12 protein-coding genes and 1 pseudogene are annotated in these 24,393 nt (G+C 68.8%); 8 read left to right on the forward strand and 5 right to left on the reverse strand.

From position 1 onward, the window contains the following. Positions 1-90: 90 nt before the first annotated feature. Positions 91-531, forward strand: a pseudogene (locus ABH931_RS11605) (peptide ABC transporter ATP-binding protein); the annotation flags it as partial. A 72-nt stretch (positions 532-603) separates the two neighbouring features. Here the strand turns inward: ABH931_RS11605 and ABH931_RS11610 are convergent. Continuing rightward, positions 604-894: a barstar family protein gene (locus ABH931_RS11610; protein WP_370112283.1), complete on the reverse strand. Its 291-nt coding sequence runs from the start codon at positions 892-894 to the stop codon at positions 604-606. 4 nt (positions 895-898) lie between these two features. After that, complete coding sequence (locus ABH931_RS11615; RefSeq protein ID WP_370112284.1) at positions 899-9,226, reverse strand: ricin-type beta-trefoil lectin domain protein; 8,328 nt, start codon at positions 9,224-9,226, stop codon at positions 899-901. Positions 9,227-9,689: 463 nt separating this feature from the next. On the opposite strand from ABH931_RS11615, the gene ABH931_RS11620 reads away from it, so the two are divergent. The 4 genes from ABH931_RS11620 (at position 9,690) to ABH931_RS11635 (ending at position 17,253) form a co-directional block, all read left to right on the forward strand. After that, positions 9,690-13,454, forward strand: coding sequence for a ricin-type beta-trefoil lectin domain protein (locus ABH931_RS11620; protein ID WP_370112285.1), 3,765 nt, complete (start codon positions 9,690-9,692; stop codon positions 13,452-13,454). A 254-nt stretch (positions 13,455-13,708) separates the two neighbouring features. Continuing rightward, positions 13,709-14,512, forward strand: a complete 804-nt coding sequence (locus ABH931_RS11625) for an SGNH/GDSL hydrolase family protein (protein ID WP_370112286.1) — start codon at positions 13,709-13,711, stop codon at positions 14,510-14,512. A gap of 219 nt (positions 14,513-14,731) precedes the next feature. Next, complete coding sequence (locus ABH931_RS11630; protein ID WP_370112287.1) at positions 14,732-14,947, forward strand: heavy-metal-associated domain-containing protein; 216 nt, start codon at positions 14,732-14,734, stop codon at positions 14,945-14,947. Positions 14,948-14,982: 35 nt separating this feature from the next. Next, positions 14,983-17,253: a heavy metal translocating P-type ATPase gene (locus tag ABH931_RS11635; protein WP_370112288.1), complete on the forward strand. Its 2,271-nt coding sequence runs from the start codon at positions 14,983-14,985 to the stop codon at positions 17,251-17,253. A 207-nt stretch (positions 17,254-17,460) separates the two neighbouring features. Here ABH931_RS11635 and ABH931_RS11640 read toward each other — a convergent pair whose 3' ends face one another. From ABH931_RS11640 to ABH931_RS11650, 3 genes are all read right to left on the reverse strand, one after another. Further along, positions 17,461-18,180 (reverse strand): SDR family NAD(P)-dependent oxidoreductase, encoded by a 720-nt coding sequence (locus ABH931_RS11640; protein ID WP_370112289.1) that lies wholly within the window; start codon positions 18,178-18,180, stop codon positions 17,461-17,463. A gap of 442 nt (positions 18,181-18,622) precedes the next feature. Further along, the gene (locus tag ABH931_RS11645; RefSeq protein ID WP_370112290.1) at positions 18,623-19,924 is read right to left on the reverse strand and encodes a citrate synthase; all 1,302 of its coding nucleotides are present in this window, start codon (positions 19,922-19,924) and stop codon (positions 18,623-18,625) included. A gap of 155 nt (positions 19,925-20,079) precedes the next feature. After that, entirely contained in the window at positions 20,080-22,299 is a 2,220-nt protein-coding gene (locus ABH931_RS11650; RefSeq protein ID WP_370112291.1) for an ATP-dependent RecD-like DNA helicase, read from the reverse strand. A gap of 178 nt (positions 22,300-22,477) precedes the next feature. Between ABH931_RS11650 and ABH931_RS11655 the strand changes: the two genes are divergently transcribed. The 3 genes from ABH931_RS11655 to ABH931_RS11665 all read left to right on the forward strand — a co-directional run bounded on the left by ABH931_RS11655 (position 22,478) and on the right by ABH931_RS11665 (position 24,384). Continuing rightward, positions 22,478-23,278, forward strand: coding sequence for a VOC family protein (locus ABH931_RS11655; protein WP_370112292.1), 801 nt, complete (start codon positions 22,478-22,480; stop codon positions 23,276-23,278). Between the two features lie 106 nt (positions 23,279-23,384). Further along, entirely contained in the window at positions 23,385-23,873 is a 489-nt protein-coding gene (locus ABH931_RS11660) for a glutathione peroxidase (RefSeq protein ID WP_370112293.1), read from the forward strand. A gap of 55 nt (positions 23,874-23,928) precedes the next feature. After that, positions 23,929-24,384 carry an N-acetyltransferase family protein gene (locus ABH931_RS11665; protein WP_370112294.1) on the forward strand — a complete coding sequence of 152 codons (456 nt, stop codon included), beginning with the start codon at positions 23,929-23,931 and terminating at the stop codon, positions 24,382-24,384. Positions 24,385-24,393 lie beyond the last annotated feature (9 nt).

Consider the following 24,393-nt stretch of genomic DNA (forward strand, 5'->3'; position numbering starts at 1 on the left):
ACTCCGCGTCGAACCTCCGCCTCTTCTCCGCCATGACTCCCAACTTCCCGTCCACTCATGGTTTCTACGCTACGAGGGGAGGCACATCACACCCTCGGCCCGCTCCGGGTCCACCGCGTTCCTCGGGCCCGGGCCGAGCAGCAGACCCTCGAACTGCTGGACCGCCTCGGGCTCGCCGCCAAGGCCAAGGAGTACCCGGACCGCCTCACCGGCCAGCAGCAGCGCGTGGCACTGGTCCGCGCGATCGACTCCGAGCCGCGCGTGCTGCTGCTCAACCAGATCACCGCGGCACTGGACCCGGAGCTGGTGACCGAGGTCCTCTCCGTCGTCCGCGGCCTCAAGGAGCAGGGCCGCACCATGGTGCTGGCCACCCACGAGACGGCCTTCGCGCAGGACGTCGCCGACCAGGTCTGCTTCCTGGCGGACGGCGTCATCCTGGAGCGAGGCACCTTTAGAACAGGTCTTCGGCGACCCCAGCACGAGCGCACTCGCCGCATCCTCAGCCGCTTCCGGGAGGCCGGGAGGCTGTGACGGCACGTAAAAGGGCCCCGCTGGATCAACATCCTCCAGTGGGGCCCTTTCGCGTTCACGCCCGGACGTTCGCTATTCGAAGCGCAGCGTGAGCCTTTCCTCCAGCCCGAAGGACTCGTCCTGCTCCATCACTCTGACCAACAAGGACGAGATCTTCTCGAACACTTCAGCCCCCATCGCCTCCTTGCTTGCCGCCGAGTGTTGCCAGACAAGCTCGACAGGACGCTCCACATCAGTGGAGAGGCGATCCCACAGGGCGTTGAGATTCCTTCCGTAGTAAGGACCAAAGTCGAGAACCCTTGCCAACGCTTCATGCAGGTCCGCTTCAGACCGGACCAGCAACCCATCGATGACGACCAACATCCTCTTACTTCCAGTTCGGTAGCTGATAGGCCGTCTCATAGTGGTCCGACGTCACATACGCCAGGCCGTCATCCGAATACAGGAGCCGCCAGCCAGGCTGCTTAGCCCTGGACATCATGGGATTCAAGCCCACGTCTGCCTCGAACCAGGTGCGACCCGGCGCGTTCGGAACAAGATCATCCGTGTTGTTGAAGACATCGCCGCCTATCTGCCCGCCAGGAATACTGTTGCCCAATGCCTTTCCTGGCTTCCACCCTGCAGCCGCGGCCTGATCCTTGGTCACATAATTGGGAGGGAGTTCACCCGTCTGCTGAAGGCTCTCGATCAGCTCGTTAGCGGCCTCAGCAGCAGCGAGATCGTTTCCGAACTGAATGCACGAGGAGTTGTGCACCAGCACCGGGACACTGCCTGCCATCACATAGTAGGTGTGAAGCAGGTCAACCGTCAGGTTCCAGCGGTAGGCCGCGCCGCGAGTAAGCCTCGTCGCAAGCACGATCGGGTGGCGGCCATCCGTACTGGCGAGCGCGTGGCCCGCCAGAAGGTGATCGGCTCGCACCCAACTGTGGGTGGTTTCGTCCCAGAACGGGTGGTTCGCAGTAGTGTGAAGGACTGACGTGTGGCCATGGCCGTCGCCGACCGTGACATCGAGGAGGTCAGTGTCGTGGTTGATCAGAACGCGCAAGACCTGCCGAGCCCCCGCATCCCTGCCGGTAGCGGGATCGGCCGATTCGACCTCGTCTCCGATCCTGAGTTCACCGATGGGCTTGGCCTTCCCGTCAGCAAGGAGGACCGGCGTGTTCGGATCGAAACTGCAGGCGCATGAACAGGAGTCTCCGCCGAGATGGTCGCCGGCTGCGTCCAGGACCAGCAGGAACTCCGAGGTCAACTGCTGCGAGAACACCTGACCCTTGTGGTACTCCTGCGCACTGTACTGCCCGTTGTGAATGCAGTCGTTCCAGACGCAGTAGAGCGCGGCGATGACCTTGGCACCCTGTAGGTCCCCGGTGTTCTGGAGATATCTGAGTGCCTGGTTGCACGCCTCACGGCCGAAACAGAATGCCTGTCCTCCGATCTTCGCGCCGCTCCAGTAGTCACCGTGGACGTTCTCGCCGGGCTGGGCGAGGAGGCCCATCCACATGAGCGCGACGTACTTGGGATCGTTCGACTGGGGGCTCCACTGCTTGATCCACTTGTTGAGCGCCTGGACCGTGGCCATGGTCGTCTGGGCTGCGGGGCCGCAGTCGCCCTGGCACTGACAGGTGCAGACACCACTCGGAGCGCCGCTGCCGCCGTCTCCGCCGGAGGAACCACCGCTGCCGCTGTCCCCGCCGGAGGAACCGGGGCAGCCGATGTCGGCGTAGTGGCAGTTATCGTCATAGCCCGGCGGGTCGAATCCGGTCGGGTCCTGGGTGCTGGAGGGGTTGTCCGCGGCGTAGGTGTAGCCGCCCATCTGGTTCGGGTCGCCGGCCTGGAAGATGGGATCGAGGCTACCAAAGCGGCCGACGGTTGGGTCGTAGACGCGGGCGCCGAGGAGGTCGGCTCCGGCGCTGGTGTCAGTGGGTTGGCCGAGGAAGCCGCGGTTCTCCGAGGGGTCGACCCAGGTGGACGGCTGCGCTCCGCGCGGGTTGCCGTAGGGGTCGTAGTAGCGGTGGGTCACATTCAGAGTGGTGGCATCGAGGGTGGACTCGGCCGTGCCCTGGGCGTTCGTGACCTGGTAGTTGAGGGTGTTGGTGTTTGTCCGGGTGATCGTGACGCCCCCAGGACCGCTGTACGTGCGCAGGGCGTTCGCCCCGCCGCTGGGTGCGTTCAGGTAGATCTGCTCGGCCCCGCCGAACAGGTAGAGGATCTTGTTGTTGCCGAGCGAGTTGGTCTGCTCCAGCAGTCCGCCGCTCGGGTCGTAGAGGTAGCTGCTGGTCTGGCTGGTGGTGCCGTTGGGGGTGGTGACGCTGGCCGTACGCCCCTCGGCGTTGTAGCTCGTGGTCTGGACCTGGCCGGGCAGCACAGCGTTGCCGGTGCCGGTGGGAGTCCAGGTCTGTTCGGCGTGGCCGACTGTGCAGGTGTAGATGATCTGTTTGGTGCCCTGGGTGGTGCTCGCGGCCGGGTCGGCCAGGCACTTGCCGGTGCTCGTGTTGATCAGGGTGTGGGTCGAGGTGGCGCGCCACTGCTGACCGGCGGCGCCGTTGCAGGGGTTGAGGACGACGTTGGTGCTGCTGATGTCCATGCACAGCGTCGTGTTGTTGGCGGCGACGATCCGGACGGTGCCGTCAGAGTCGAAGGTGAACGTCTGCCCGCCGGTGCCGCAGCCCCACAGGACGAGCTGGGTACCGGTGGTGGCGGAATTGGCCGGGTCGGCCAGGCAGAGCGCGCCGCCGGTGCTGGTCTTGACGCCAGACGTCAACGGGCCGGTGGCGGAAGCGGTGCGGGAGGTGGTGTCACCTGCGTTGAGACCGCTGGGGTTGTAGGTCTTGTCCAGGTAGCCGAAGTTCTCGGTCGAACTGCCCAAAGTGGGGTTGCTGGTGGTCTCCGTGGTTGCCTGGTTCGGCTGGCTCGCCGGGGCGGTGGCGTTGCTCCCCGCGTAGGAGATGGTCTGGGTGGTGTTCTTCAGTGCGTTGCCGGACGGATCGTGGTTGACCATGGAGGTCCGGTCACCCAGCAGATCGTAGGTGTAGTTCTGCCAGTACGGAGCGGGTCCGCCGACGGTGTTGGCCGTGGGAGCGGCCGTGGTCGCGCTACTGGTCGGGCTCGCGCTCGCGCATGCGCCGACATTGCCCGGGGCTACGGCAGTGCCGAGGCCCTGGGTGTCGCTCCACGCCGTCGTGAGGCGTTGGAAGGCGTCGTAGCTGAAGCACTGGGTGTCGCGGACACCACCGGTCTGCTGGTCGTCGACGGCGGTGAGTTCACCGGCCTGGTTGTAAAGGTAGGTCTCGACGTCAGGGTCGAGGCCGGTCTTCTGGGACCAGTCATTGGTCTTGATGACCCGTCCCGTCAGCGGGTCGTACTGCGCGTACGAGTTGAGCTCGCTGCCGCTGGCGGCGTTGTTGTAGTCGGCCTCCAGCAGCCGGCCCCACTGGTCGTGGGCCGTGTAGGCGAGATAGGTGGGAGTGTTGTTGGAGGCGATCCAGCCGCTGAAGCCGCTGAGCTCACCGGCCTTGTTATACGCGTACTGGACATTCTCTGACGGAAGGCCGCCGTCGTTGCCGTACTGCGTGCTCTGCAACAGTCCGGCGACGCTGCTGTACACGGAGGTCGTCGCATAGCGCGTGTAGCCGGTCGGCGCCGGGCTGATCCCGGTCGGCAGTGCGCCCGGCTGCGGGAACCCGTCGCTGGATGGGATGTCGGTGATGCTGCCCGTCGGGTGGTACTGCAGGTCGTAGCCGGCGACGGTGTCGGTGTAGGTCTTGCCACCGTTGATGTTCCCGCCGACATAGCGCGAGGACGAGGTCGGGTATCCGTCGGCCAGGGTGTCGTACAGGGATCCCGTCAGCTGGTTGGCCGGGTTCGGCGTGGCAGTCCAGGCGCCGGTGTAGGTACCAGTGAGGCGTCCGTCCCAGTCGTACTGGTACGACAGGGTTGCTCCGCGCGGGTCGGTGGCCTGCAGGGTGTCCCCTGCGACGTCGAACGGGCCGTAGGTGCTGGTTCCGCTGTCGGGGTCGGTCTGCGAGGTGAGCTCACCGAGCAGGTTGTAGCTGTAGCTCCACTGGTTGCCCGCCGAGTCGCTGATCGTGTGGGCCTGGCCGTTGGGCCAGTAGGTGTAGCTGGTGGTGAGATCTCCGCCTGGGTTCGTCTTCGAGCTGTTGCTGGCCCAGGTCGGTGCTCCGCTGCTGTTGTACAGCACCAGGTTGGAGTCGTTCTGCAGCTGAAGAACGGTCCCGGCACCCGCCGTGTTCGCGCTCGACCACAGGCTGGCGCCGCTGACGCTGTAGACGTGCAGGTTGCCATCGCTCGCGAGCGCAGCGTAGGCGCCGTTGTTGCCGTTGGTTCCGGTGGCCCACACGGCGCTGCCGCTCGCGAGCGAGTACAGCACCAGGTTGCCGTCCGCTTGCATCGCGAGGCGGGCACTGCCGGAGCTGAGCTGGGTGCCCGAGGGGATCACCGTGCCGGGGGTGAGCTTGACAGTCTGTGTCGTGTTCTTGACGACGGTACGGACGGTCTGACCGAGAGCGTTCGTGAACGACTGCGTGGTGGCTCCGCCGGCTGGCGGCGTCTGCGTCGTCTCGTCGACTCCGGGGTAGCTCGTGCTCGACTGCCACTGCTGCTGCGCGTCGTGCCACAGCGTCTGGGTGGTCGGCCGTCCCTCGCCGTCGTAGTAGGTGCTGGTCTCGCTCGGCACGCTGGCCTCGGCCATGGTGTAGAGCGTGGATGACGGCGGGTTGCTGTTCGGATCGGGGTAGGCCGCGTAGGAGTACGTGGGCCAGCCGTGCGAGTCGTAGAAGGTGTCCGTGATCAGACGCCCCGTCTCGGTGTCGCTCGGCGGGGTCGACTGCGTCTGACGGGCTTGCAGCAGACCGTCGTAGATGGTGATCGAGGTGGCGTAGGTGCTGCCGTCGTCCTGTAGGGAGTCGGTCGTGACTGAGCTCGGCGCGCCCTCGGCGGTCAGCGCGCCGTAGGCGTCGTAGGTCGCCCCGGGGTTGACGGAGTAGGTGAAGGTCTCACTGGCAGTTGCGCCGGCGCTCTGGTCCTGGCCGGGAAGCCAGACGGCAGTGCGGCGACCGAGCGCGTCGAAGCTGGTGGTCGTGGTCCGCCCGTTGGGGTCGACCGACTTGGTCGTCAGGCCGCGCAGCGGGTCAAGCCAGGTCTTGGTGATCCACTTCTTCGTGTTGGCGTTCTCGACGTAGGTCGCGTTGGAGTTGCCACCTGCGGGCTTCCAGGCCGGCGAGTACGTGGTGGTCGCGACCAGCGGGTTCTTCGTTCCGGTGGGATCGGTCGGGTCGCCGGGGTTGGGTGTGTCCGTCTCGATCAGCCGACCACCGGCGTCGTAGCTCAACGCGGCGGTGGGTTGCCACTGCTCGGCACCGCTGCTGTCGAAGCCGGTGGCCTTGCTGGTGGCGGTCATCCACCCGTTGGTGCCGACCTGGCCGAACGTCGGCAGGCTGGCGAGCGTGGCGGCGGCGTCGTAATAGGATTTCTTGTCGGACCGGAAGTTCGACGCGGTGATCGTGGGACAGGTCGTCCCGGAGATCGCCCCGTTCACGGTGGTGCCCTGGTCGGCGTAGCTCAGCATCAGCGGGTTGCCTGACGGCGGGTTCGCGTAGCCGGTGGTGCTGCAGGTCTCCTGCAGCGGGCTCGTCGACGCACCGAACTTGGCGTCGACCGCCTGGGTGTCGACCGTGGAGAGACGGCCGTTGGAGTCGTAGTTGGTGACGGTCTTGCTCTGTCGCCAGGTCTGGCCGTCGGCCAGCAGCCCGTAGGTGCTCGACGTGGAGGAGAGATCCCTGCGGGCGACCAGCGAGGGCAGCGTGGACAACGCCGGGGCGGTACCGGTGTCGTCGGTGGTGTTCCAGTCGGTCCAGGGAGTCTGGGCCTTGGTCTGGGTGGTGGTGAAGGTGAACGGGCCCGCGACCTTTTCGCCGGTGATCGTGCCGCCGGCCGCCGAGTAGGTGTCCGTCTCCAGCGCGGTGCCGGAGAGCCAGTCGTCGTCCGGGACAGTCTCCAGGATCTTTGTCGGGTCGCCGCCCAGGGTTGCGTTGACGCTCACGGAGCGCTGCTTGCCGTTGGAGAGGTAGTCCCCGTTCATGCCCTGCAGGTAGGTGGTGATCGTCTGGGTGACCGGCTCGGGAGCCGCACCCGTCTGCACCGTCACCGTGCTGAAGCCGCGGAACTGGTCCCAGGTGCGGTACTGGTCGTCAGTCTGGGCCGAGTCATCGCGATGCCAGGCCGGCGTCCCGTAGGCGTACGTGGTGACGTGGGCCTCGGAGCCGGTCTGGTTGCCGCTGCTGTTGTTCGGCTTGTACTGACTCGTGGACCCCGACGCTCCGGTGGTCTGGTCTGACGAGACGACCTGGTGCACCGTGATCTTGTTGAACCAGTCCTGGACCGGCTTCACCGCACCGGGCGGACTCCAGTACACCGGGTAGCAGGAGTTCTGGTTGGAGTCCGCGCTCGCGAAGGAAAGAGACATCCCCGCGCAGGGGTTGAGGTTGTAGACGACCGCGATCTGCCCGCCGGTCTCGGTGTTCACCGAGGAGATGCGCGGACGGTACAACGGCGGGCCCTGCGGGGAGCTGTCGTTGACGCGGTTGTCGATCTCTGTGCCCTGGAAGTCGACCGGGTTGAGGGAGAGCTGGTTGCCCGCGCTGTCGTGGCCGGTGTGCCGGATCGACTGGAGCCACATCACGCCCTGCAGGGCGCCGGCGTCCTTCGGATCCACGGCGGTGCCGGTCAGCGGGTCGGCGGTAGCGCCAGCGTCGGTGTAGATGTGGTTGAGCGTGTAGGTGTCGACCGGCGTGAGGCCCTTCCCGGCGACGTTCACCTCGGTGGTGATCGAGCCCAGGCGCGTCGTGGTCCAGTACGACGGTGAACCCGTCACGCACACTCCGGCCGGGACGCTGGTCGCACCCGCCGGCATGGTCGTGGAGTCACCCGACTCGCAGGCGAGGTCGAACGGGACGTCAGGCCAGTTGGTCGCATTGCTGTCGGTGATCGCCGCGGTGCAGTCGAAGGTGGAACTGGTCTGGCAACGCTGTGCGGGGTTGAAGACGACCTCGGCCGAAGGAGTACGGCCGGCCTGCTCGTCGGCCAGGGTGTAGCCGTAGGAGATGGCGGCCAGCTGGCCGCCGCGGACATACGGGGTCAGCGTCCCGGAGCTGCCGGACGCCGCCTGGCCGCTGCCGAGATCGTAGTAGTTGGTCTCGTCCGTGTAGTCGTAGCGCTGAACGACGCCGGACGGGGAGACGACAAAGTCCAGGTTCCAGCGCCAGCCCTCCGGGGCCGAGCACTTGGAAGCCTTGTCGTCACTCGAGTTGTAGCAGGGGTCTCCGGACACCGGGTGCATGACCGGCACCCCCCAGGCGGAGTTCGTCGACGTGAAAGCCGTCACGCCGGTCGGCATGGCGCCGGCGATACCCGGCGCGTCGGGCGCCTCGGTGGCGCCGAAGTACGCCGCGGAACCGTCGGACGTCAGGACACGGTAGTAGATGCCCTGGTAGAGGCCGTTCGGAGCACCCTTGAGCTCCTCGACGACGGTTCCGTCGTCACCCTGAAGCTTCCACTCCTTGACCAGGTTCGGGTCGTTCTTGGTCAGCGCCGAGGCAGAGTCGAGCGGCACGAGGACACCCGAATGCGGTCCGAACGACAACGTGGCGTTGTCACCGCCCCAGCACTCGTCACCCGACCCCTTGAGGATGCGGTTGCCACCGGAATCGAGCAGCGAGCTACATGAGCGGTAGGAACGCTCGACGAAGCCGGGCTGGTAGTCCCAGCCGTCACCGATCCACGTCGCCTGAGAGTTGCGCCCCGAGGTCTCCCCGTCCACCGACTCCGAGTCGTAGGACAGCGCCACCGTGGGCACGCCGCCGACGACCCCGGGCGGAACGGAGATCGGGTACGAGTACGTGAACGAGCCCCCACCACTCGTCTGCCAAGTCCCGGAGGGGTTCAGCGAGGTCGCCCCGTAGTTGCCCTGGGAGCCCGAGTTTCCCGAAGTGACGGCGACCAGGCTCATCGAACCGGTGGTGTCCGTGGCCGACATCGCAGCGCGCGTGGCCAGCGTGCCGGGGCGGGCTCCGACCGGGACCGTGGCGACGAGTTGCTCGGCGGCCGCCCGATTGGTCGACGCCAACGGCGCACGCGTGCGGCAGGCCTGGATTTGCGGAGTGGTCAACGCGCACGAGGGCATCAGGAACATCTGCAGGCGTGAGCCGTAGCCACCGCCGTAGGCCTGCGCCAGGGCGGCGTAGTCAAGGACGACCTGCACCTGGCCTCGACCGATCGCACCGTCCGCACGCGAGACGCCGATGAGCATGCCGTTGGCACCGGCAGCGACGGCCTGCGCGTGTGAGGCGACCTGCACCCGCACGCTCGAGGGCGCCGTACCCGCGGCGGTGTGCGCGCCGCCGCGCGTCACGGGTGCCACCCACAGCGGCAACGAACCCGCCTTCACCGGAGCGGACACCGGCGCACCATGCGGGGCCCCGGCCACACCCGACGCGGTCCTGGCTGTGACCGCGTGCGTCAACGCGACGGTCATCACCCCCGCCACGGGCCAGACCGGCACGCCACTCCGATAGCGGCTCAGGCCCTTGCCGTTGCTCTGCAGACCGGACCTCGGCCCGACCTTCGGCACCTGGTACTCACGCGCCGGAGCGACACCGGGCAGCGCCTGCGGATGCAGCACCTTGGTCTTCGGGACTGGCCGATTCGCCGCCGCGTCGGCCGCGGCGCTCGGTATGAACACCACGAGCGCCGCCAGAACAGCGGTGACGCTTCTCAGCGCCCCCCGCCGTATGCGCTGACGACCGACCACGGTCGCACCCTCACTGGCCACTTACTGCCCCCACCCTGAGCGACATCAGCTGTTCGTGCACGTGACCAGGGCATGCCCATGATCGCCGAGAGGCTATTGATGGTGAGAAGGAAGCTCAATACCCTGTGGCCGCGACACGCAGGGGGTGTGAGTGAACTGTGTGTCGGATGTGTCCGATGTGTACCGGACGACATCAGTGACTCGGGTGGCAAGTCGGGCATTTCCAGGGACCCCTGAGACCCCGTCGCCACCCAATCCTGTGGCGCGATTCACACGCAAACGAAGCACGTTCAGATCAGGAGCATAAGTAACAGTGTCACCGAAGAAGCCTCATATGCGGCGATACAGGGCAAGACTGGCGATACTGGCAGGCACTGCCGCCGGTGTCGCCGGACTGCTCGTGTCACCGCTCACCACCCCGGCCTGGGCCGCGGGACCGGATTCCCACGCCCGGCACACCGCGGCGGACACCCCCTGGGGAACAGCACTGCAGCAGGCGGTCACCGGCCACCGTCACGTCCCCGTCGACGCGCTGACCACACCGAACTACAAGGTGACCGCGAACCCGGACGGTTCCTTCACCGCCACCCAGAACGTCCTGCCCGTGCGCACACGGCAGAACGGCGCCTGGGTGGATCTGAACGCCGACCTGGCCGTCAACCGGGCCACGGGAGCCGTCACCCCGACTGCCACCAGCGAGGGCATCGCGCTCTCCCCGGGCGGCAGCGGCCCGCTGGTCACCATGCACGACAACTCGGGCCACAGCCTGTCACTGAGTCTCCCGTTCAAGCTGCCGGCCCCGGCCCTCGATGGAGCTACCGCCTTGTACGCCGACGTCCTTCCGGGCGTCGACCTCTCTGTCACAGTGTCTGACCAGGGCGGCTTCTCCGACGTCCTGATCGTCCACAACGCTTCCGCCGCAAGGAATCCGGCGCTGAGGCACCTCGAGTTCGCCACGGCCGGACACGGTCTGGCGGTCTCGGCGACGAGCCACGGGGGGATCACCGCGCGGACGCCCGAAGGCAGGGTGGTCTTCGCCGGACCGGCGGCGGCCATGTGGGACTCCACCCGCCAGTCGGACCGGACGTCGGCCCGAGCCCAGGGAGGCGACCAGCGCTCGGGTGCCTCGACGACGGTCTCCTCGAGCGTTGCCGGTCCCGGCACCGGAGCTCGGGTCGCCCGGCTCGCCGTCCGCCAGAGCGGCACAAGCCTCAGCCTCGTCCCGGACGCCGGCGTGCTCGGCGGGCCGTCGACACACTACCCGGTCTACATCGACCCCTCGCTCGCCCCGATGACGACCACCGACGTCTCGAACCCGGCCTCCTCCCCCACCAATGCGATGTTCGAAGCACAGCAGGGCTGCGACTACTACGGCTCCGACGAACACTCGGTCGCCACAAGCGGCGAGGGCGTCGGCTACCAGAGCGACTCGTCGGGCTGCGTTGGCGCGGAGGAGTCGTTCTTCCAGCTCAACATCTCCAACCTGACCACCAGCATGGTGATCTCCTCCGCGAAGCTCTACCTCACCAAGACCTACTCCTCGAACGAGGACTGCAAGAGCTCCCAGTCGCTGTCGGTCTACCAGACCGGGACGATCAACAGCACCATGTACTGGGGCAACCGGCCGTCGCAGATCGCCAAGCTGTGGAGCGGCAACCTCGGTGACGCCTACAACGGCGCCTACGCGAACACGACGGCATGCGGTGACAAGTACCTGAACTTCGACATCGCCTCGCACATCAGCCCGCTGGCCGGCAAGGCCTCCACGTTCACCTTCGGTCTGTACGGAGACGAGTCCGCCTCCGTCTACAACCTCACCCGGTTCGACGGCAACCCGTACCTGCAGACCACCTTCGACCTGTACCCCACGCTCGACAGCATGCAGCTGAGCCCAGCGCCGGCGCTCCTCGCCTGCGGCAGCTCCGCCACCCACGGCTGGATCGGGGCCACCACGCTCAACAGCGCCGGGGACAGCAACATCACCCTAGGCGCCCACATCAGCACCTACATCACCGGTGAACAGGCCAACGTTCAGTTCTCGGTCTACGACTGGAGCACCCAGAACGGAACTTTCGTCGGGCCACTGACCACGCCGACCTCGCCGACCGTGGACGCGAGCTCCACCAGCACTGCCGTGCCGCCCACCAACATCGGGCTGGCCGTCAAGGACGGGCACTCCTACGAGTGGGACGCGCAGGCCGTGACCACCTCGTCGCAGGCACTCAACTCCGCCCTTGGTCAGTGTTATTTCAGTGTCGACTCCACCTCGCCCCGCACTCCGACGCTGACCGCGGCCGACCCGTCCTTCCCTCAGGGCGGAACCACCGCCGCCAGTCCGGTCAAGTACGTCGGTGACACCATCAACATCGGCGTCTCCGCCACTGACCCCGCGCCTGCGGCCACCTGCACCGTCAACACGGGCAGTGCCTGCCAGGCCAGTGGCATCGACCACTTCGTCTGGCAGTTCGACACGCAGCCAGCTGCGAACACCAGCAGCGCCAGCACGTGCTACAGCCAGGGCCTCTGCGGCCTGGTGACTCCCAGCAGCACGACCACCGACGCTGCTGGCGACTCCACCGGCTCCGCCACCGTCCCCGCCAAGGTTCCGAGCTGGGGCAGTCACACGCTCTACGTGATAGGTGTCGACAAGGCCGGGAACCCCTCCCAGACTCCCCTCAGCTACGGCTTCGCCGTGCCGTGGAACCCCAACACCAAGATCGCACCAGGTGACTTCACCGGCGACGGTGTCCCCGACCTGCTCACCAGCGCCAGCGACAACCACCTCTACATCGTGCCCGGCGACAACACCGGCGCCAACGAGACCGCGACGGCGCTGAACACCAACTTCACGTCCACCGGCTCCGCCACCCCCAGCCCCGGTGGCGACAGTTGGTCAAACTACCTGGTCGCCCACCGCGGCAACCTCAGCAACGGCGGCGTGGACGACGTCTTCGCCTACGATAAAGCCACCGGCGTCATGTGGGTCCTGGTCAACGACGCCAGCTCGGGCGGCAACGGCACCCCGGGCTTCACCATGGGCCGTACCGTGGCCTGGGCGCCCAAGGGCGCGGCTAAGCCCGCCTGCCAGACCGCCGACACCACACGCTGCTCCGCCGCCGGCTACGACAGCGCCGACTGGAGCGCCGTCACGCACCTGGCCATGACCCAGAACATCTATGGCGGCACCTCCACCTACCCGGACCTGATCACCACCGAGAACAACGGCTCGTTGTGGATCTACCAGACCAACAGCGGCGGCCTGTCCAACCCGGTCCTCCTCGGTGACGGCGACTGGTCCAACTACGACCTGATCACGCCCGGCAGCGTGAGCGGCACCCCCGTGCTCTGGGTCCGCGACCGCGCCAACGGCAACGTCTACAGTTACGACATCGCCACCAGCGGCACGAACAACCTGCCGCCGCTCCTGCACGCCCCCGGCTCCACCACGCTGATCTCCGGCGTCAGCACCAGCGGCAACCAGCTCTGCCTCGCCGACCCCGCCGCCAGCCGCACCGACGGCACCGCTCTGATCCTGTGGGGCTGTGACAACGGCCCCGAGCAGCACTTCACCCTAGGCACCGACGGCACCATCCGCGTACTCGGAAAGTGCCTCGCCACCCTCAACAACAGCACCGGGAGCGGCGCCTGGGTCGACATCACCACCTGCAACGGCGACAGCCACCAGCAGTGGACCACCGGCATCAACGGTCAGCTTGTCAATACCGCATCGGGCCTGTGCCTGGCCGACCCCGCCGCCACCACCACAACCGGCACCAAGCAGATCATCTACGCATGCCTCGCCGGACACGCCGAGCAGAACTGGAATGGCGGCAGCAGCGCCGCACTCAGCACCACGCCCACCGGCCCGTTCCTGATCAACCTGCCGGTGAGCTCCAATGCGTTCGTCGTCTCCCCCGGTGACATCAACAGCCCCACCAGCGGCCCCGACGGCTACCCCGACCTATACACCATGGACGCATCGGGCAAGCTGACCGAGCACTTCGGCGCCGCACCCAGCGGCGGCATCCCCTCATTCGCGGGAACGTACTCACTCGGCACCCCGTTTCCCAGCGGCCTGACCATCACCAACCTCGCCTAAGAACCCATGCGCTGACGCAGATGAGCGGGCTGCGGCCGCACAACAGCTCCATCACCCGGCCGCAGTCCGGAGCCGCCAGGGCAAGAGTGACCGACGGCCGGGCCTGTTCCCTTGGGGGGACACGGGCCCGGCCGTCGGCCTTTCCCGGCTGTTCCCCCGGCAGGCTATTCCCCCGCGCAGACGTGGCTCATCTCACCTCCGTCAAGCCCTACCTACGGTGGCGTAGGTCACTTCATGCAGTGAAGTATCGACCCATGCCGACAACGCGATCGCCCCAGGAGACCCCAGAGATCACGTCCTACGTGGCCATCGGCGACAGCTTCACCGAGGGACTGAACGACCCGGGCCCCGACGGCGGGTTCGCCGGCTGGGCCGACCGGCTGGCCCGCCTGCTGGCCGAGCAGCGCCCGATGACGGAGAGCGGCCACTACGACCTGCGCTACGCCAACCTCGCCGTGCGAGGCCGGCTGCTGGACCAGATCGCCGCCGAGCAGGTGCCGCAGCTCGAGCAGATGCGTCCCGACCTGGTCAGCATCTGTGCGGGCGGCAACGACATCCTGCGGCCCGGCAGCGATCCGGACGACGTGGCCGAGCGCTTCGAGCGGGCGGTCACCCGGATCACGGCCCACGCGGACCGCGTGCTGATCTTCACCGGCTTCGACACCCGGGAAACCCCGGTGCTCAAGCACCTGCGTGGCAAGATCGCCACCTACAACGCGCACCTGCGCGCGATCGCCGACCGGCACGACCTCGCCGTCGCGGACGTGTGGGCGCTGCGTTCCGTGCGCGACCGGCGGGCCTGGAGCGAGGACCGGCTGCACCTCTCGCCCGAGGGCCACGAGCGGGTCGCCCAGCTGGCCGCCCGCGCCCTGGGTGTGCCGACCGGGGACCCGGAGGCGCCGTGGCCGCCCGTCGCCCCGCACACGCCCGCCGAGCTGCGCCGCGAGAACATCCAGTGGGCCCGCGAGTTCCTGCTCCCCTGGGTCGGCCGCCGACTGCGCGGCGAGTCCTCCGGCGACCACGTCTCCGCCAAGCGCCCGGAGCTGGAGCTGCTGTAGGCCCACCCCCGGCGCACCGGCCGCCCGGTCCGCGATGCCCGCCGACCACACCTTCGGGTGTGGTCGGCGGGCTTTCTGCTACCTGGAGCGACGGATCGTTACTCTCGGTGCTGCCGAGGTTTTTCTCGGCCCCTCCCCCTGCGACGGAATACCCCAGGGGGGTATGGTGTTGACATCATCGAACGACAGAACAGACGACCAAGCCTTCAGGAGGCAGCCATGACCACCGCCGTCTTCACCGTCACCGGCATGACCTGTGGCCACTGCGAGAAGTCGGTCTCGGAGGAGCTCGGCGCCCTGCCCGGCGTCCTCCAGGTCTCCGCCGACGCCAAGACGGGCCTCGTCACCGTCGAGTCCGCGCAGCCGCTCGCCGACGACGCCGTCCGCGCGGCCGTCGACGAGGCCGGCTACGAGCTCACCGGCCGCAGCGCCTGAGCGACACCCCGCACGTCCACCGAGGAGGGAACGGCATGACCACGGCCTCGCCGGGCATAGACCCGGCCGCCCAGCGGATCGAGCTCGCCATCGGCGGGATGACCTGTGCCTCGTGCGCGGCCAGGATCGAGAAGAAGCTGAACCGGATGGAGGGCGTCTCTGCCACGGTCAACTTCGCCACCGAGAAGGCCAGCGTCGACTTCGTGCCGGACGTGGCCGTGGCCGACCTCATCGCCACGGTGGAGAAGGCCGGCTACACCGCCGAGCCGCCGCCACCGGTCGCCGAGCCCTCCTCCGGGGCGGCGGACGCCGAGGCGCCCTCCGCGCAGGAGGAGGAGACGGCCCGGCTGCGGCAGCGCCTCCTGGTCACGGTGGCGCTCAGCATCCCGGTCGTCGTGCTGGCCATGGTCCCCGCCTGGCAGTTCCGCAACTGGCAGTGGCTCTCGCTGACCCTGGCCGCCCCGGTCGTGGTCTGGGGCGGCCTGCCGTTCCACCGCGCCGCCTGGACCAACGCCCGGCACGGTGCGGCCACCATGGACACCCTCGTCTCGGTGGGCACCCTGGCGGCCTTCGGCTGGTCGCTGTGGGCGCTCTTCCTCGGCGACGCCGGGATGCCCGGGATGCGCCACGGGTTCGACTTCAGCCTCTCCGCGCAGGACGCCTCCTCCACGCTCTACCTGGAGACGGCCGCGGGCGTCACCGCCTTCATCCTGCTCGGGCGCTATCTGGAGGCCCGTGCCAAGCGGCGGGCCGGCTCGGCGCTGCGCGCCCTGCTGGAGCTCGGCGCCAAGGACGTCGCGGTGCTGCGCGGAGGCCGCGAGGAGCGCATCCCCGTCGCCCGGCTCGCCATCGGCGACCGCTTCGTGGTCCGCCCCGGCGAGAAGCTCGCCACGGACGGGCAAGTCGTCGAGGGCAGCTCGGCCGTCGACGCCTCGATGCTGACGGGCGAGTCGGTTCCGGTCGAGGTCGGCCCCGGCGACGCCGTCACCGGAGCCACCGTCAACTCCGGCGGCCGCCTGGTCGTCGAGGCGACCCGGGTCGGCGCCGACACCCAGCTCGCCCGCATGGCGGCGCTGGTCGAACAGGCCCAGACCGGCAAGGCCGCCGCCCAGCGGCTGGCCGACCGGATCTCGGCCGTCTTCGTCCCCGTGGTGCTGCTCATCGCCCTCGGCACGCTGGTCACCTGGCTCGCGACCGGTCACGGCGCGACGGAGGCCTTCACGGCGGCCGTGGCCGTCCTGATCATCGCCTGCCCCTGCGCGCTCGGCCTGGCCACCCCCACGGCCCTCATGGTCGGCACCGGACGCGGCGCCCAGCTGGGCATCCTGATCCGCGGCCCCGAGGTGCTGGAGAACACCCGCCGGGTCGACACCGTCGTCCTGGACAAGACCGGCACGGTCACCACCGGCAAGATGGCCCTGGTCGCCGTCCACATCGCCGAGGGCGAGGACGAGGCCGAGGCGCTGCGCCTGGCCGCTGCCGTCGAGCACGCCTCGGAGCACCCCATCGCGGCGGCGATCGCGTCCGCTGTGACGGACCCGGCTCCGGTCGCGGACTTCCGCAACATCCCCGGGCTCGGCGTCCAGGGGGTCGTCGACGGCCACGCGGTCGTCGCGGGACGGGAGCGGCTGCTGGCCGACTGGGCGATGCACCTGCCGCCACGGCTGGCGTCGGCCAAGGCGACGGCGGAGGCGGCCGGCCGCACGGCGGTCCTCGTCGGCTGGGACGGCGCCGCCCGCGCCGTACTGGAGGTCGCCGACCGCCCCAGGCCGACCAGTGCCGAGGCGATCCGTCGCCTGCGCGGGCTCGGCCTCACGCCGGTCCTGCTGACCGGTGACAACGCGGCCGTCGCCCGCACGGTCGCGGCGGAGGTCGGCATCGACGCGGACCAGGTCATCGCGGAGGTCCTCCCACAGGACAAGGCCGGGGTGGTCGCAAAGCTCCAGGCCGAGGGCCGCGTGGTCGCCATGGTCGGCGACGGTGTCAACGACGCCGCGGCCCTGGCCCAGGCCGACCTCGGCCTCGCCATGGGCACCGGCACGGACGCGGCGATCGAGGCTGCCGACCTCACCCTCGTCCGCGGAGACCTGCGGTCGGCGGCGGACGCGATCCGATTGTCGCGTCGGACGCTCGGCACGATCAAGGGCAACCTGTTCTGGGCCTTCGGCTACAACGTCGCGGCGCTGCCGCTGGCGGCACTCGGGCTGCTGAACCCGATGATCGCGGGGGCCGCCATGGCCTTCTCCTCGGTGTTCGTGGTCACCAACAGCCTCCGCCTCCGGCGCTTCCAGGCCGAAGGCCTGTGAAGGGGCGCGGGGCTCTGCTGATTTGCGGCTCCGCCGCGTGGGCGCGACCGGTCAAGGACACTCCCGCAGGCAGTTGCACCACTGAGGGGCGCGAGGAACTGCGCGAGAAGCCACCGACGAGCAGATGGTCCTCATCGAACAGGGCCATCCGCATGCCGGTGGTTGCTCGCGCACGCAGTTGATTGAGCAGGGCCTCGCGCCCCTGGCCTACCGGCCGAGCAGCTCGCCGCCGTTGCAGTGGAGGATCTCGCCGGTGATGTAGCCCGCCTCGGGGGAGGCGAGGAAGTGGACCGCCGCGGCGACGTCGTCCGGTTCGCCGACGCGGCCGACCAGCGTGCGGCTCGCGCGGCGGACGAGCTCCGCCTCGTCCAGGCGGGAGCCGAAGAACTCGGTGCCCGCCACCGTGCCGGGCGCCACCACGTTCGCGGTGATACCGCTCGGCCCCAACTGCGCCGCCATGAAGTGGTTCCAGGCGTGCAGCGCGGCCTTGGACGCGCCGTACGAGCCGGCGCCCCGCACCGCCGCGATCGAACTGATCGTCACCACCCGCCCCTGGCCCGGGGCCAGGCGGTCGCGGACCGACTCGGTGAGCAGGACGGCCGTCAGCACGTTGCGCTCGAAGTCCCCGCGCCACCGGGCGAGGACGGCATGCGGTCCGGCGCCCGGCACCGTCTCCCTGCTGCCCGCGTTGTTCACCAACACGTCGATGCTCGACGGCAGTTCCTTCAGCAGCGCCTCGACCGCGTCCGCGTCCGCGAGATCGCAGACCAGCGGGCGGACCGTCGCGCCCAGCGACTCGGCGGCCCGCTCCAGGACCTCGCGGCGGCGGCCGACGATGGTGACCGCGTCACCGGCCTCCGTGAAGCGCCGCGCCACCGCGAGTCCGATGCCGGTGCCGCCCCCTGTGACGACAACAGTTCTGGCCATCTCCGCCCCCTCTTCACTGTTTGCAGCACGTGATTCGTACCACGCGTGCTTTCGTCCGCTTCGCACCGGGTCGCCCCGACCCGCCCGGGCGACTCCCGGGACTGCGGGCACACGCGTGACCACGAACGGCGATGGGACCGCTCCCGACCGGCATATGCGAAGGTGGTGAGAGTGGCATCACATAGGCGGACCGTAACTTCGTCCGCCCAACTTTGTGTTAGAACTCCAGAGCCGGGGTTCCGGCGGATCCCGGTGCACGGCCGCCGTCGCTGGGCGGCCGACAGCGCACGGCGCGGGCGTGATCAGGGTGGTTGAGCGGCCTCCCCCGCGCCCCGCCGTGCGCGCAGCACCTCCCGCCGCCCCCTCCAAGGGCACCACGAACACGAACGGGCCCCTGCGGCCGCCCAGGGCGGCCGCAGGGGCCCGTTCTCGCGTGCTCGCGTCAGCGCGCGTCGATCGGGACGTAGTCCCGGATGACCTCGCCGGTGTAGATCTGGCGCGGACGGCCGATCTTGTTGGTCGGGTCGACGATCATCTCCTGCCAGTGGGCGATCCAGCCGGGCAGCCGGCCCAGCGCGAACAGCACGGTGAACATGCTGGTCGGGAAGCCCATGGCCCGGTAGATCAGGCCGGTGTAGAAGTCGACGTTGGGGTAGAGCTTGCGCGAGACGAAGTAGTCGTCCGTCAGCGCGTGCTGCTCCAGCTTGAGCGCGATGTCGAGCAGCTCGTCGGCCTTGCCCAGCTGCGAGAGCACGTCGTGCGCGGCGACCTTGATGATCTGGGCGCGCGGGTCGAAGCTCTTGTAGACGCGGTGGCCGAAGCCCATCAGGCGGACGCCGTCCTCCTTGTTCTTCACCTTGCGGATGAAGGCGTCCACGTCGCCGCCGTCGGCCTTGATGCCCTGGAGCATCTCCAGCACGGCCTGGTTGGCGCCACCATGCAGGGGGCCCCACAGGGCGTTGATGCCGGCCGATATCGAGGCGAACAGGTTGGCGTGGGAGGAGCCCACCAGACGGACCGTGGAGGTGGAGCAGTTCTGCTCGTGGTCCGCGTGCAGGATCAGCAGCTTCTCCAGCGCGTTGACCACGACCGGGTTGAGCTCGTACTCCTCGGCCGGGACGGCGAAGGTCATCCGCAGGAAGTTCTCGACGTACCCGAGGTCGTTCTTCGGGTAGACGAAGGGGTGGCCCTGGGCCTTCTTGAACGCGTAGGCCGCGATCGTCGGCAGCTTGGCCAGCAGCCGGACGCCCGAGAGGTAGCGCTGCTCGGCGTCGAACGGGTTGTGGCTGTCCTGGTAGAACGTCGACAGCGCACTGACCACGGAGGACAGCATGGCCATCGGGTGGGCGTCGCGCGGGAAGCCCTGGAAGAAGCGCTTGATGTCCTCGTGCAGCAGCGTGTGCTGATTGATGTCGTGCTGGAAGATGCGCAGCTGCTCCGCGTTCGGCAGCTCACCGTTGATCAGCAGGTACGCGGTCTCCAGGAAGGAGCCCTGCTCGGCCAGCTGCTCGATCGGGTAGCCGCGGTAGCGGAGGATCCCTTCGTCACCGTCGATGTAGGTGATCGCGGACTTGCAGGCGGCGGTGTTGCCGAAGCCGTTGTCCAGGGTGGTCAGGCCGGTCTGGCCAAGAAGCTTCGAGATGTCGAAGCCGCCGTTGCCGACGGTGGCCTCGGTCACCGGGTACTCGTACTCGGCGCCCTGGTAGCGGAGTACTACAGAGTTGTCGCTCACGTCTTCCCTCATCACCAGCGGAATGACCCTGTTCAAGGGTTCAAGGGGTGCCCTGACTCCCTCCTACCTTCCCCCAGGCGGGTTACACCTGTGCAGGCGGGGTGGCCCAAAAGAGCCGTAGGTCACAAAGAATCGGGTCATTCGCTTTCAAGTTCTGACAGCGGAACCTACCCCCGAGTCAGCCTATGGTCCAAAGCCGTGTGACGGCGACCTGCGGAGACCGCACGAACGGCCTGGCCCAGGGCTCGGCGCGAGCCGACCAGTACCACCAGCTTCCTGGCGCGTGTGACAGCGGTGTAGAGCAAGTTTCGCTGCAACATCATCCAAGCGCTCGTCGTGAGCGGGATCACAACGCACGGATACTCGCTGCCCTGCGATCGGTGGATGGTCACCGCATAGGCGTGGGCCAGTTCGTCCAGCTCGTCGAAGTCGTAGTCGACGTCCTCGTCCTCGTCGGTGCGGACGGTGAGCTTCTGGTCCTCCGGGTTGAGCGCGGTGACCACGCCGACGGTGCCGTTGAAGACCCCGTTCCGGCCCTTGTCGTAGTTGTTGCGGATCTGGGTGACCTTGTCGCCGACCCGGAAGGTGCGCCCGCCGAAGCGGCGCTCGGGGCGGTCAGGGCGTGCGGGCGTGATCGCGGCCTGGAGCAGGGTGTTGAGGTTGCCCGCGCCGGCCGGACCGCGGTGCATCGGGGAGAGCACCTGCACGTCGCGGCTGGGGTCGAGGCCGAAGCGGCGCGGGATGCGGCGGGCCACGACGTCGACGGTCAGGTCGGCGGTGCGCTCGGTGTCCTCCTCGGCGAAGAGGAAGAAGTCGGTCAGACCCTCCGTGAGCGGCGGGGCGCCCTCGTTGATCCGGTGGGCGTTGGTGACCACGCCCGACTGCTGGGCCTGCCGGAAGATCCTGGTCAGCCGGACGGCCGGGATCGGGCTGCCGGGCGCGAGCAGGTCCCGCAGCACCTCGCCCGCGCCGACGGAGGGCAGCTGGTCGACGTCGCCGACGAGCAGCAGGTGCGCGCCGGGCGGAACGGCCTTGGCGAGCTTGTTGGCCAGCAGCAGGTCGAGCATGGAGGCCTCGTCGACGACGACCAGGTCGGCGTCGAGCGGCCGGTCGCGGTCGTAGGCCGCGTCCCCGCCCGGCTTGAGCTCCAGCAGCCGGTGGACGGTGGCGGCCTCGCCGCCGGTGAGCTCGGCCAGGCGCTTGGCGGCCCGGCCCGTCGGCGCCGCCAGCACCACCTTGGCCTTGCGGGCGAGCGCGAGCGTGACGATCGAGCGGACGGTGAACGACTTGCCGCAGCCGGGGCCGCCGGTGAGCACCGCGACCTTGTTGGTCAGGGCGAGCCTGACGGCAGCCTCCTGCTCGGGCGCCAGTTCCGCCCCCGTCTGCCCGCCCAGCCACGTCAGTGCCCGGGTCCAGTCGACGTCGGCGAAGGCGCCCAGGCGGTCGTCGGGGGCGTGCAGCAGGCGGCCCAGCTGGGCGGCCAGGGAGACCTCCGCCCGGTGGAACGGCACCAGGTAGATCGCGCTGACCGGCACGGCCCGGCCGGACTCGTCGCGTTCGCCCCCGGGGACCTGCTCGCGGACCACGCCCTCCTCGGCGACGAGCTCCGCCAGGCACTCGATCACCAGGCCGGTGTCGACGGCGAGCAGCTTGACCGCGTCGGAGATCAGCCGCTCCTCGGGCAGGAAGCAGTGGCCCTGGTCGGAGGACTGCGACAGGGCGTACTGGAGGCCCGCCTTGACCCGTTGCGGGCTGTCCTGCGGTATGCCGACGGCCTGGGCGATCCGGTCGGCGGTCAGGAAGCCGATGCCCCAAACGTCGGCGGCAAGGCGGTAGGGCTCGTTCTTGACCACGGAGATCGAGGAATCCCCGTAGTTCTTGTAGATGCGGACGGCGAGGGAGGTGGAGACGCCGACGCCCTGGAGGAAGATCATCACCTCCTTGATCGCCTTCTGCTCCTCCCAGGCGGCGGCGATCAGCTTGGTGCGCTTGGGCCCGAGCTTGGGCACCTCGATCAGGCGGGCCGGCGTGGTCTCGATGACGTCCAGGGTCTCCACGCCGAAGTGGTCCACGATGCGCTCGGCCAGCCGCGGGCCGATGCCCTTGATCAGCCCGGAGCCCAGGTAGCGCCGGATGCCCTGGACCGTGGCGGGCAGCACGGTGGTGTAGTTCTCGACGGTGAACTGCTTGCCGTACTGGGGATGGCTGCCCCAGCGGCCGTGCATGCGCAGGCTCTCGCCCGGCTGGGCGCCGAGCAGCGCGCCGACGACGGTGAGGAGCTCGCCCCCGCCGCGACCGGTGTCGACGCGGGCGACCGTCCAGCCCGTCTCCTCGCTGGCGAAGGTGATGCGTTCCAGCACCCCCTCCACGACCGCCAGTTGGTTCATGAGCAGCACCGTAGCGGGTGGCACCGACAACGGACGAGCCGCTCAGAAGTGTTCGATCGAGCTCGAAAATGACCGATAAAAATTGTTCACGACCAGGCCGTCCCGGAGGGGCTGAATTGTCAGTGGCCCACGCAAGACTGTGGAACAGCCCACCGGACTCAACCCACAGGAGCACTCGATGCTGAGCACCGACTACACCCCGGGCACCCCGCGCTGGATCGACCTCGGCACCACCGACGTGGCGGCCACCGACGCGTTCTACCTCCCCCTCTTCGGCTGGGAGAAGGAGGACGCCGGCCCGGACACCGGCGGCTACGGCTTCTACACGACCAAGGGCAAGCGCATCGGCGGCGTCGGCCCGCTGATGGACCCGAGCGCCTCCCCGGCCTGGATGATCTACTTCGGCAGCGACGACGCGGAGGCCACGCTCAAGGCGGTCGAGCAGGCGGGCGGCACGGTCCGCATGCCGGCCATGGACGTGATGGGCTTCGGCAGGATGGCCCAGTTCACCGACCCCCAGGGCGGCGAGTTCGCCATCTGGCAGCCCCTGGAGACCAAGGGCTTCGACGTCGTCAACGTCCCGGTCTCCCTCTCCTGGACGGAGCTGCACACGGCCGACGCCGAGAGCGCCCGCGCGTTCTACCCCTCCGTCTTCGGCTGGTCGCTCACCGACAACGACATGGGCGAGTTCACCTACACGGTCACTTCGATGGGCGGCGAGGAGAGCTCGTTCGGCGGCCTGATGGGCCACTTCCCGGGCGAGACGCAGACGTACTGGCTGCCCTACTTCGAGGTCGCGGACTGCGACGCGACGGCCGCCAAGGTCACCGAGCTCGGCGGCACGCTGCTGATGGGCCCGGCCTCGCTCGACGGCGTCGGCCGCATGGCCTCCGTGCGCGACCCGCAGGGCGTCCTGTTCTCGATCATCACCACCGAGCAGCCCAGCACCGAGCAGCCCAGCACCGGGCAGTCCAGCTGACGCCGCTCCCCGGCCCCAGGGGAAGAAGCCGTCCGGTGGCGCGGTTGTGGCTGAACGCCGAGGGCTACCCTCGGCGTCAGCCCCACCGCGTCCCCCGGAGGATCACATGAGCCTGACCGACATCCCGCTGAAGACCCTCACCGGTGAGCCCACCAGCCTCGCCGAATACACAGGCAAGGCGGTGCTGCTGGTCAACGTCGCTTCCAAGTGCGGGCTGACGCCGCAGTACGCCGGCCTGGAGCGGCTCCAGCAGCAGTACGCCGAGCGCGGCTTCACCGTGCTGGGGGTGCCCTGCAACCAGTTCGCCGGCCAGGAGCCCGGCTCGGCGGAGGAGATCCAGACCTTCTGCTCCACGACCTACGGCGTCTCCTTCCCGCTGCTGGAGAAGACCGACGTCAACGGCGCGGAGCGCCACCCGCTCTACGAGGCGCTGACCACCACCGCGGACGAGGCCGGCGAGGCCGGGGACATCACCTGGAACTTCGAGAAGTTCCTGATCTCCCCCAAGGGCGAGGTCGTGGGCCGGTTCCGCCCGCGCACCGAGCCGGAGGCGCCGGAGCTGGTCACGGCCATCGAGGCACAGCTCGGGGCCTGAACCCTGCTGCGGGAACCCTGCCGCGGGCCGTCGTCCGCCGCGTAGGGTGACGATCATGACCGACGTCACCTTCCGGCGGGCCACCGCCGCGGATCTGCCCGCCATCGTCGCCCTGCTGGCCGCCGACTCGCTCGGCAGCGGCCGGGAGACGCCGGACGATCTCGCCCCCTACCAGGAGGCCTTCGTCCGGGTCGAGGCCGACCCGAACCAGCACCCGATCGTGGCCGAGCGGGCGGGCGAGGTGGTCGGCACCCTGCAGCTCTCGGTGATCCCGGGCCTCTCGCGCGGCGGGATGACCCGCGCCATCGTCGAGGGCGTCCGGGTCCGCGCCGACCAGCGCGGCAGTGGTCTCGGCACGGCCCTGATGGAGCACGCGATCGCCGAGTCCCGCCGGCTCGGCGCCACGCTGGTCCAGCTGACCAGCGACCACACCCGTACCGACGCGCACCGCTTCTACGAGCGACTCGGCTTCACCGGCTCGCACACCGGCTTCAAGCTGCCGCTGACGTGACCTGACCAG

This window comes from Streptacidiphilus sp. MAP12-33 (assembly GCF_041261265.1).
In the GTDB taxonomy this organism is placed as follows: domain Bacteria; phylum Actinomycetota; class Actinomycetes; order Streptomycetales; family Streptomycetaceae; genus Streptacidiphilus.

Coding starts and splice junctions, on each gene's coding strand:
- ABH931_RS11610 (WP_370112283.1), bottom strand. CDS start 894: ATGTTGGTCGTCATCGATGGGTTGCTGGTCCGGTCTGAAGCGGACCTG.
- ABH931_RS11620 (WP_370112285.1), top strand. CDS start 9,690: ATGCGGCGATACAGGGCAAGACTGGCGATACTGGCAGGCACTGCCGCC.
- ABH931_RS11625 (WP_370112286.1), top strand. CDS start 13,709: ATGCCGACAACGCGATCGCCCCAGGAGACCCCAGAGATCACGTCCTAC.
- ABH931_RS11630 (WP_370112287.1), top strand. CDS start 14,732: ATGACCACCGCCGTCTTCACCGTCACCGGCATGACCTGTGGCCACTGC.
- ABH931_RS11635 (WP_370112288.1), top strand. CDS start 14,983: ATGACCACGGCCTCGCCGGGCATAGACCCGGCCGCCCAGCGGATCGAG.
- ABH931_RS11640 (WP_370112289.1), bottom strand. CDS start 18,180: ATGGCCAGAACTGTTGTCGTCACAGGGGGCGGCACCGGCATCGGACTC.
- ABH931_RS11645 (WP_370112290.1), bottom strand. CDS start 19,924: ATGAGGGAAGACGTGAGCGACAACTCTGTAGTACTCCGCTACCAGGGC.
- ABH931_RS11650 (WP_370112291.1), bottom strand. CDS start 22,299: ATGAACCAACTGGCGGTCGTGGAGGGGGTGCTGGAACGCATCACCTTC.
- ABH931_RS11655 (WP_370112292.1), top strand. CDS start 22,478: ATGCTGAGCACCGACTACACCCCGGGCACCCCGCGCTGGATCGACCTC.
- ABH931_RS11660 (WP_370112293.1), top strand. CDS start 23,385: ATGAGCCTGACCGACATCCCGCTGAAGACCCTCACCGGTGAGCCCACC.
- ABH931_RS11665 (WP_370112294.1), top strand. CDS start 23,929: ATGACCGACGTCACCTTCCGGCGGGCCACCGCCGCGGATCTGCCCGCC.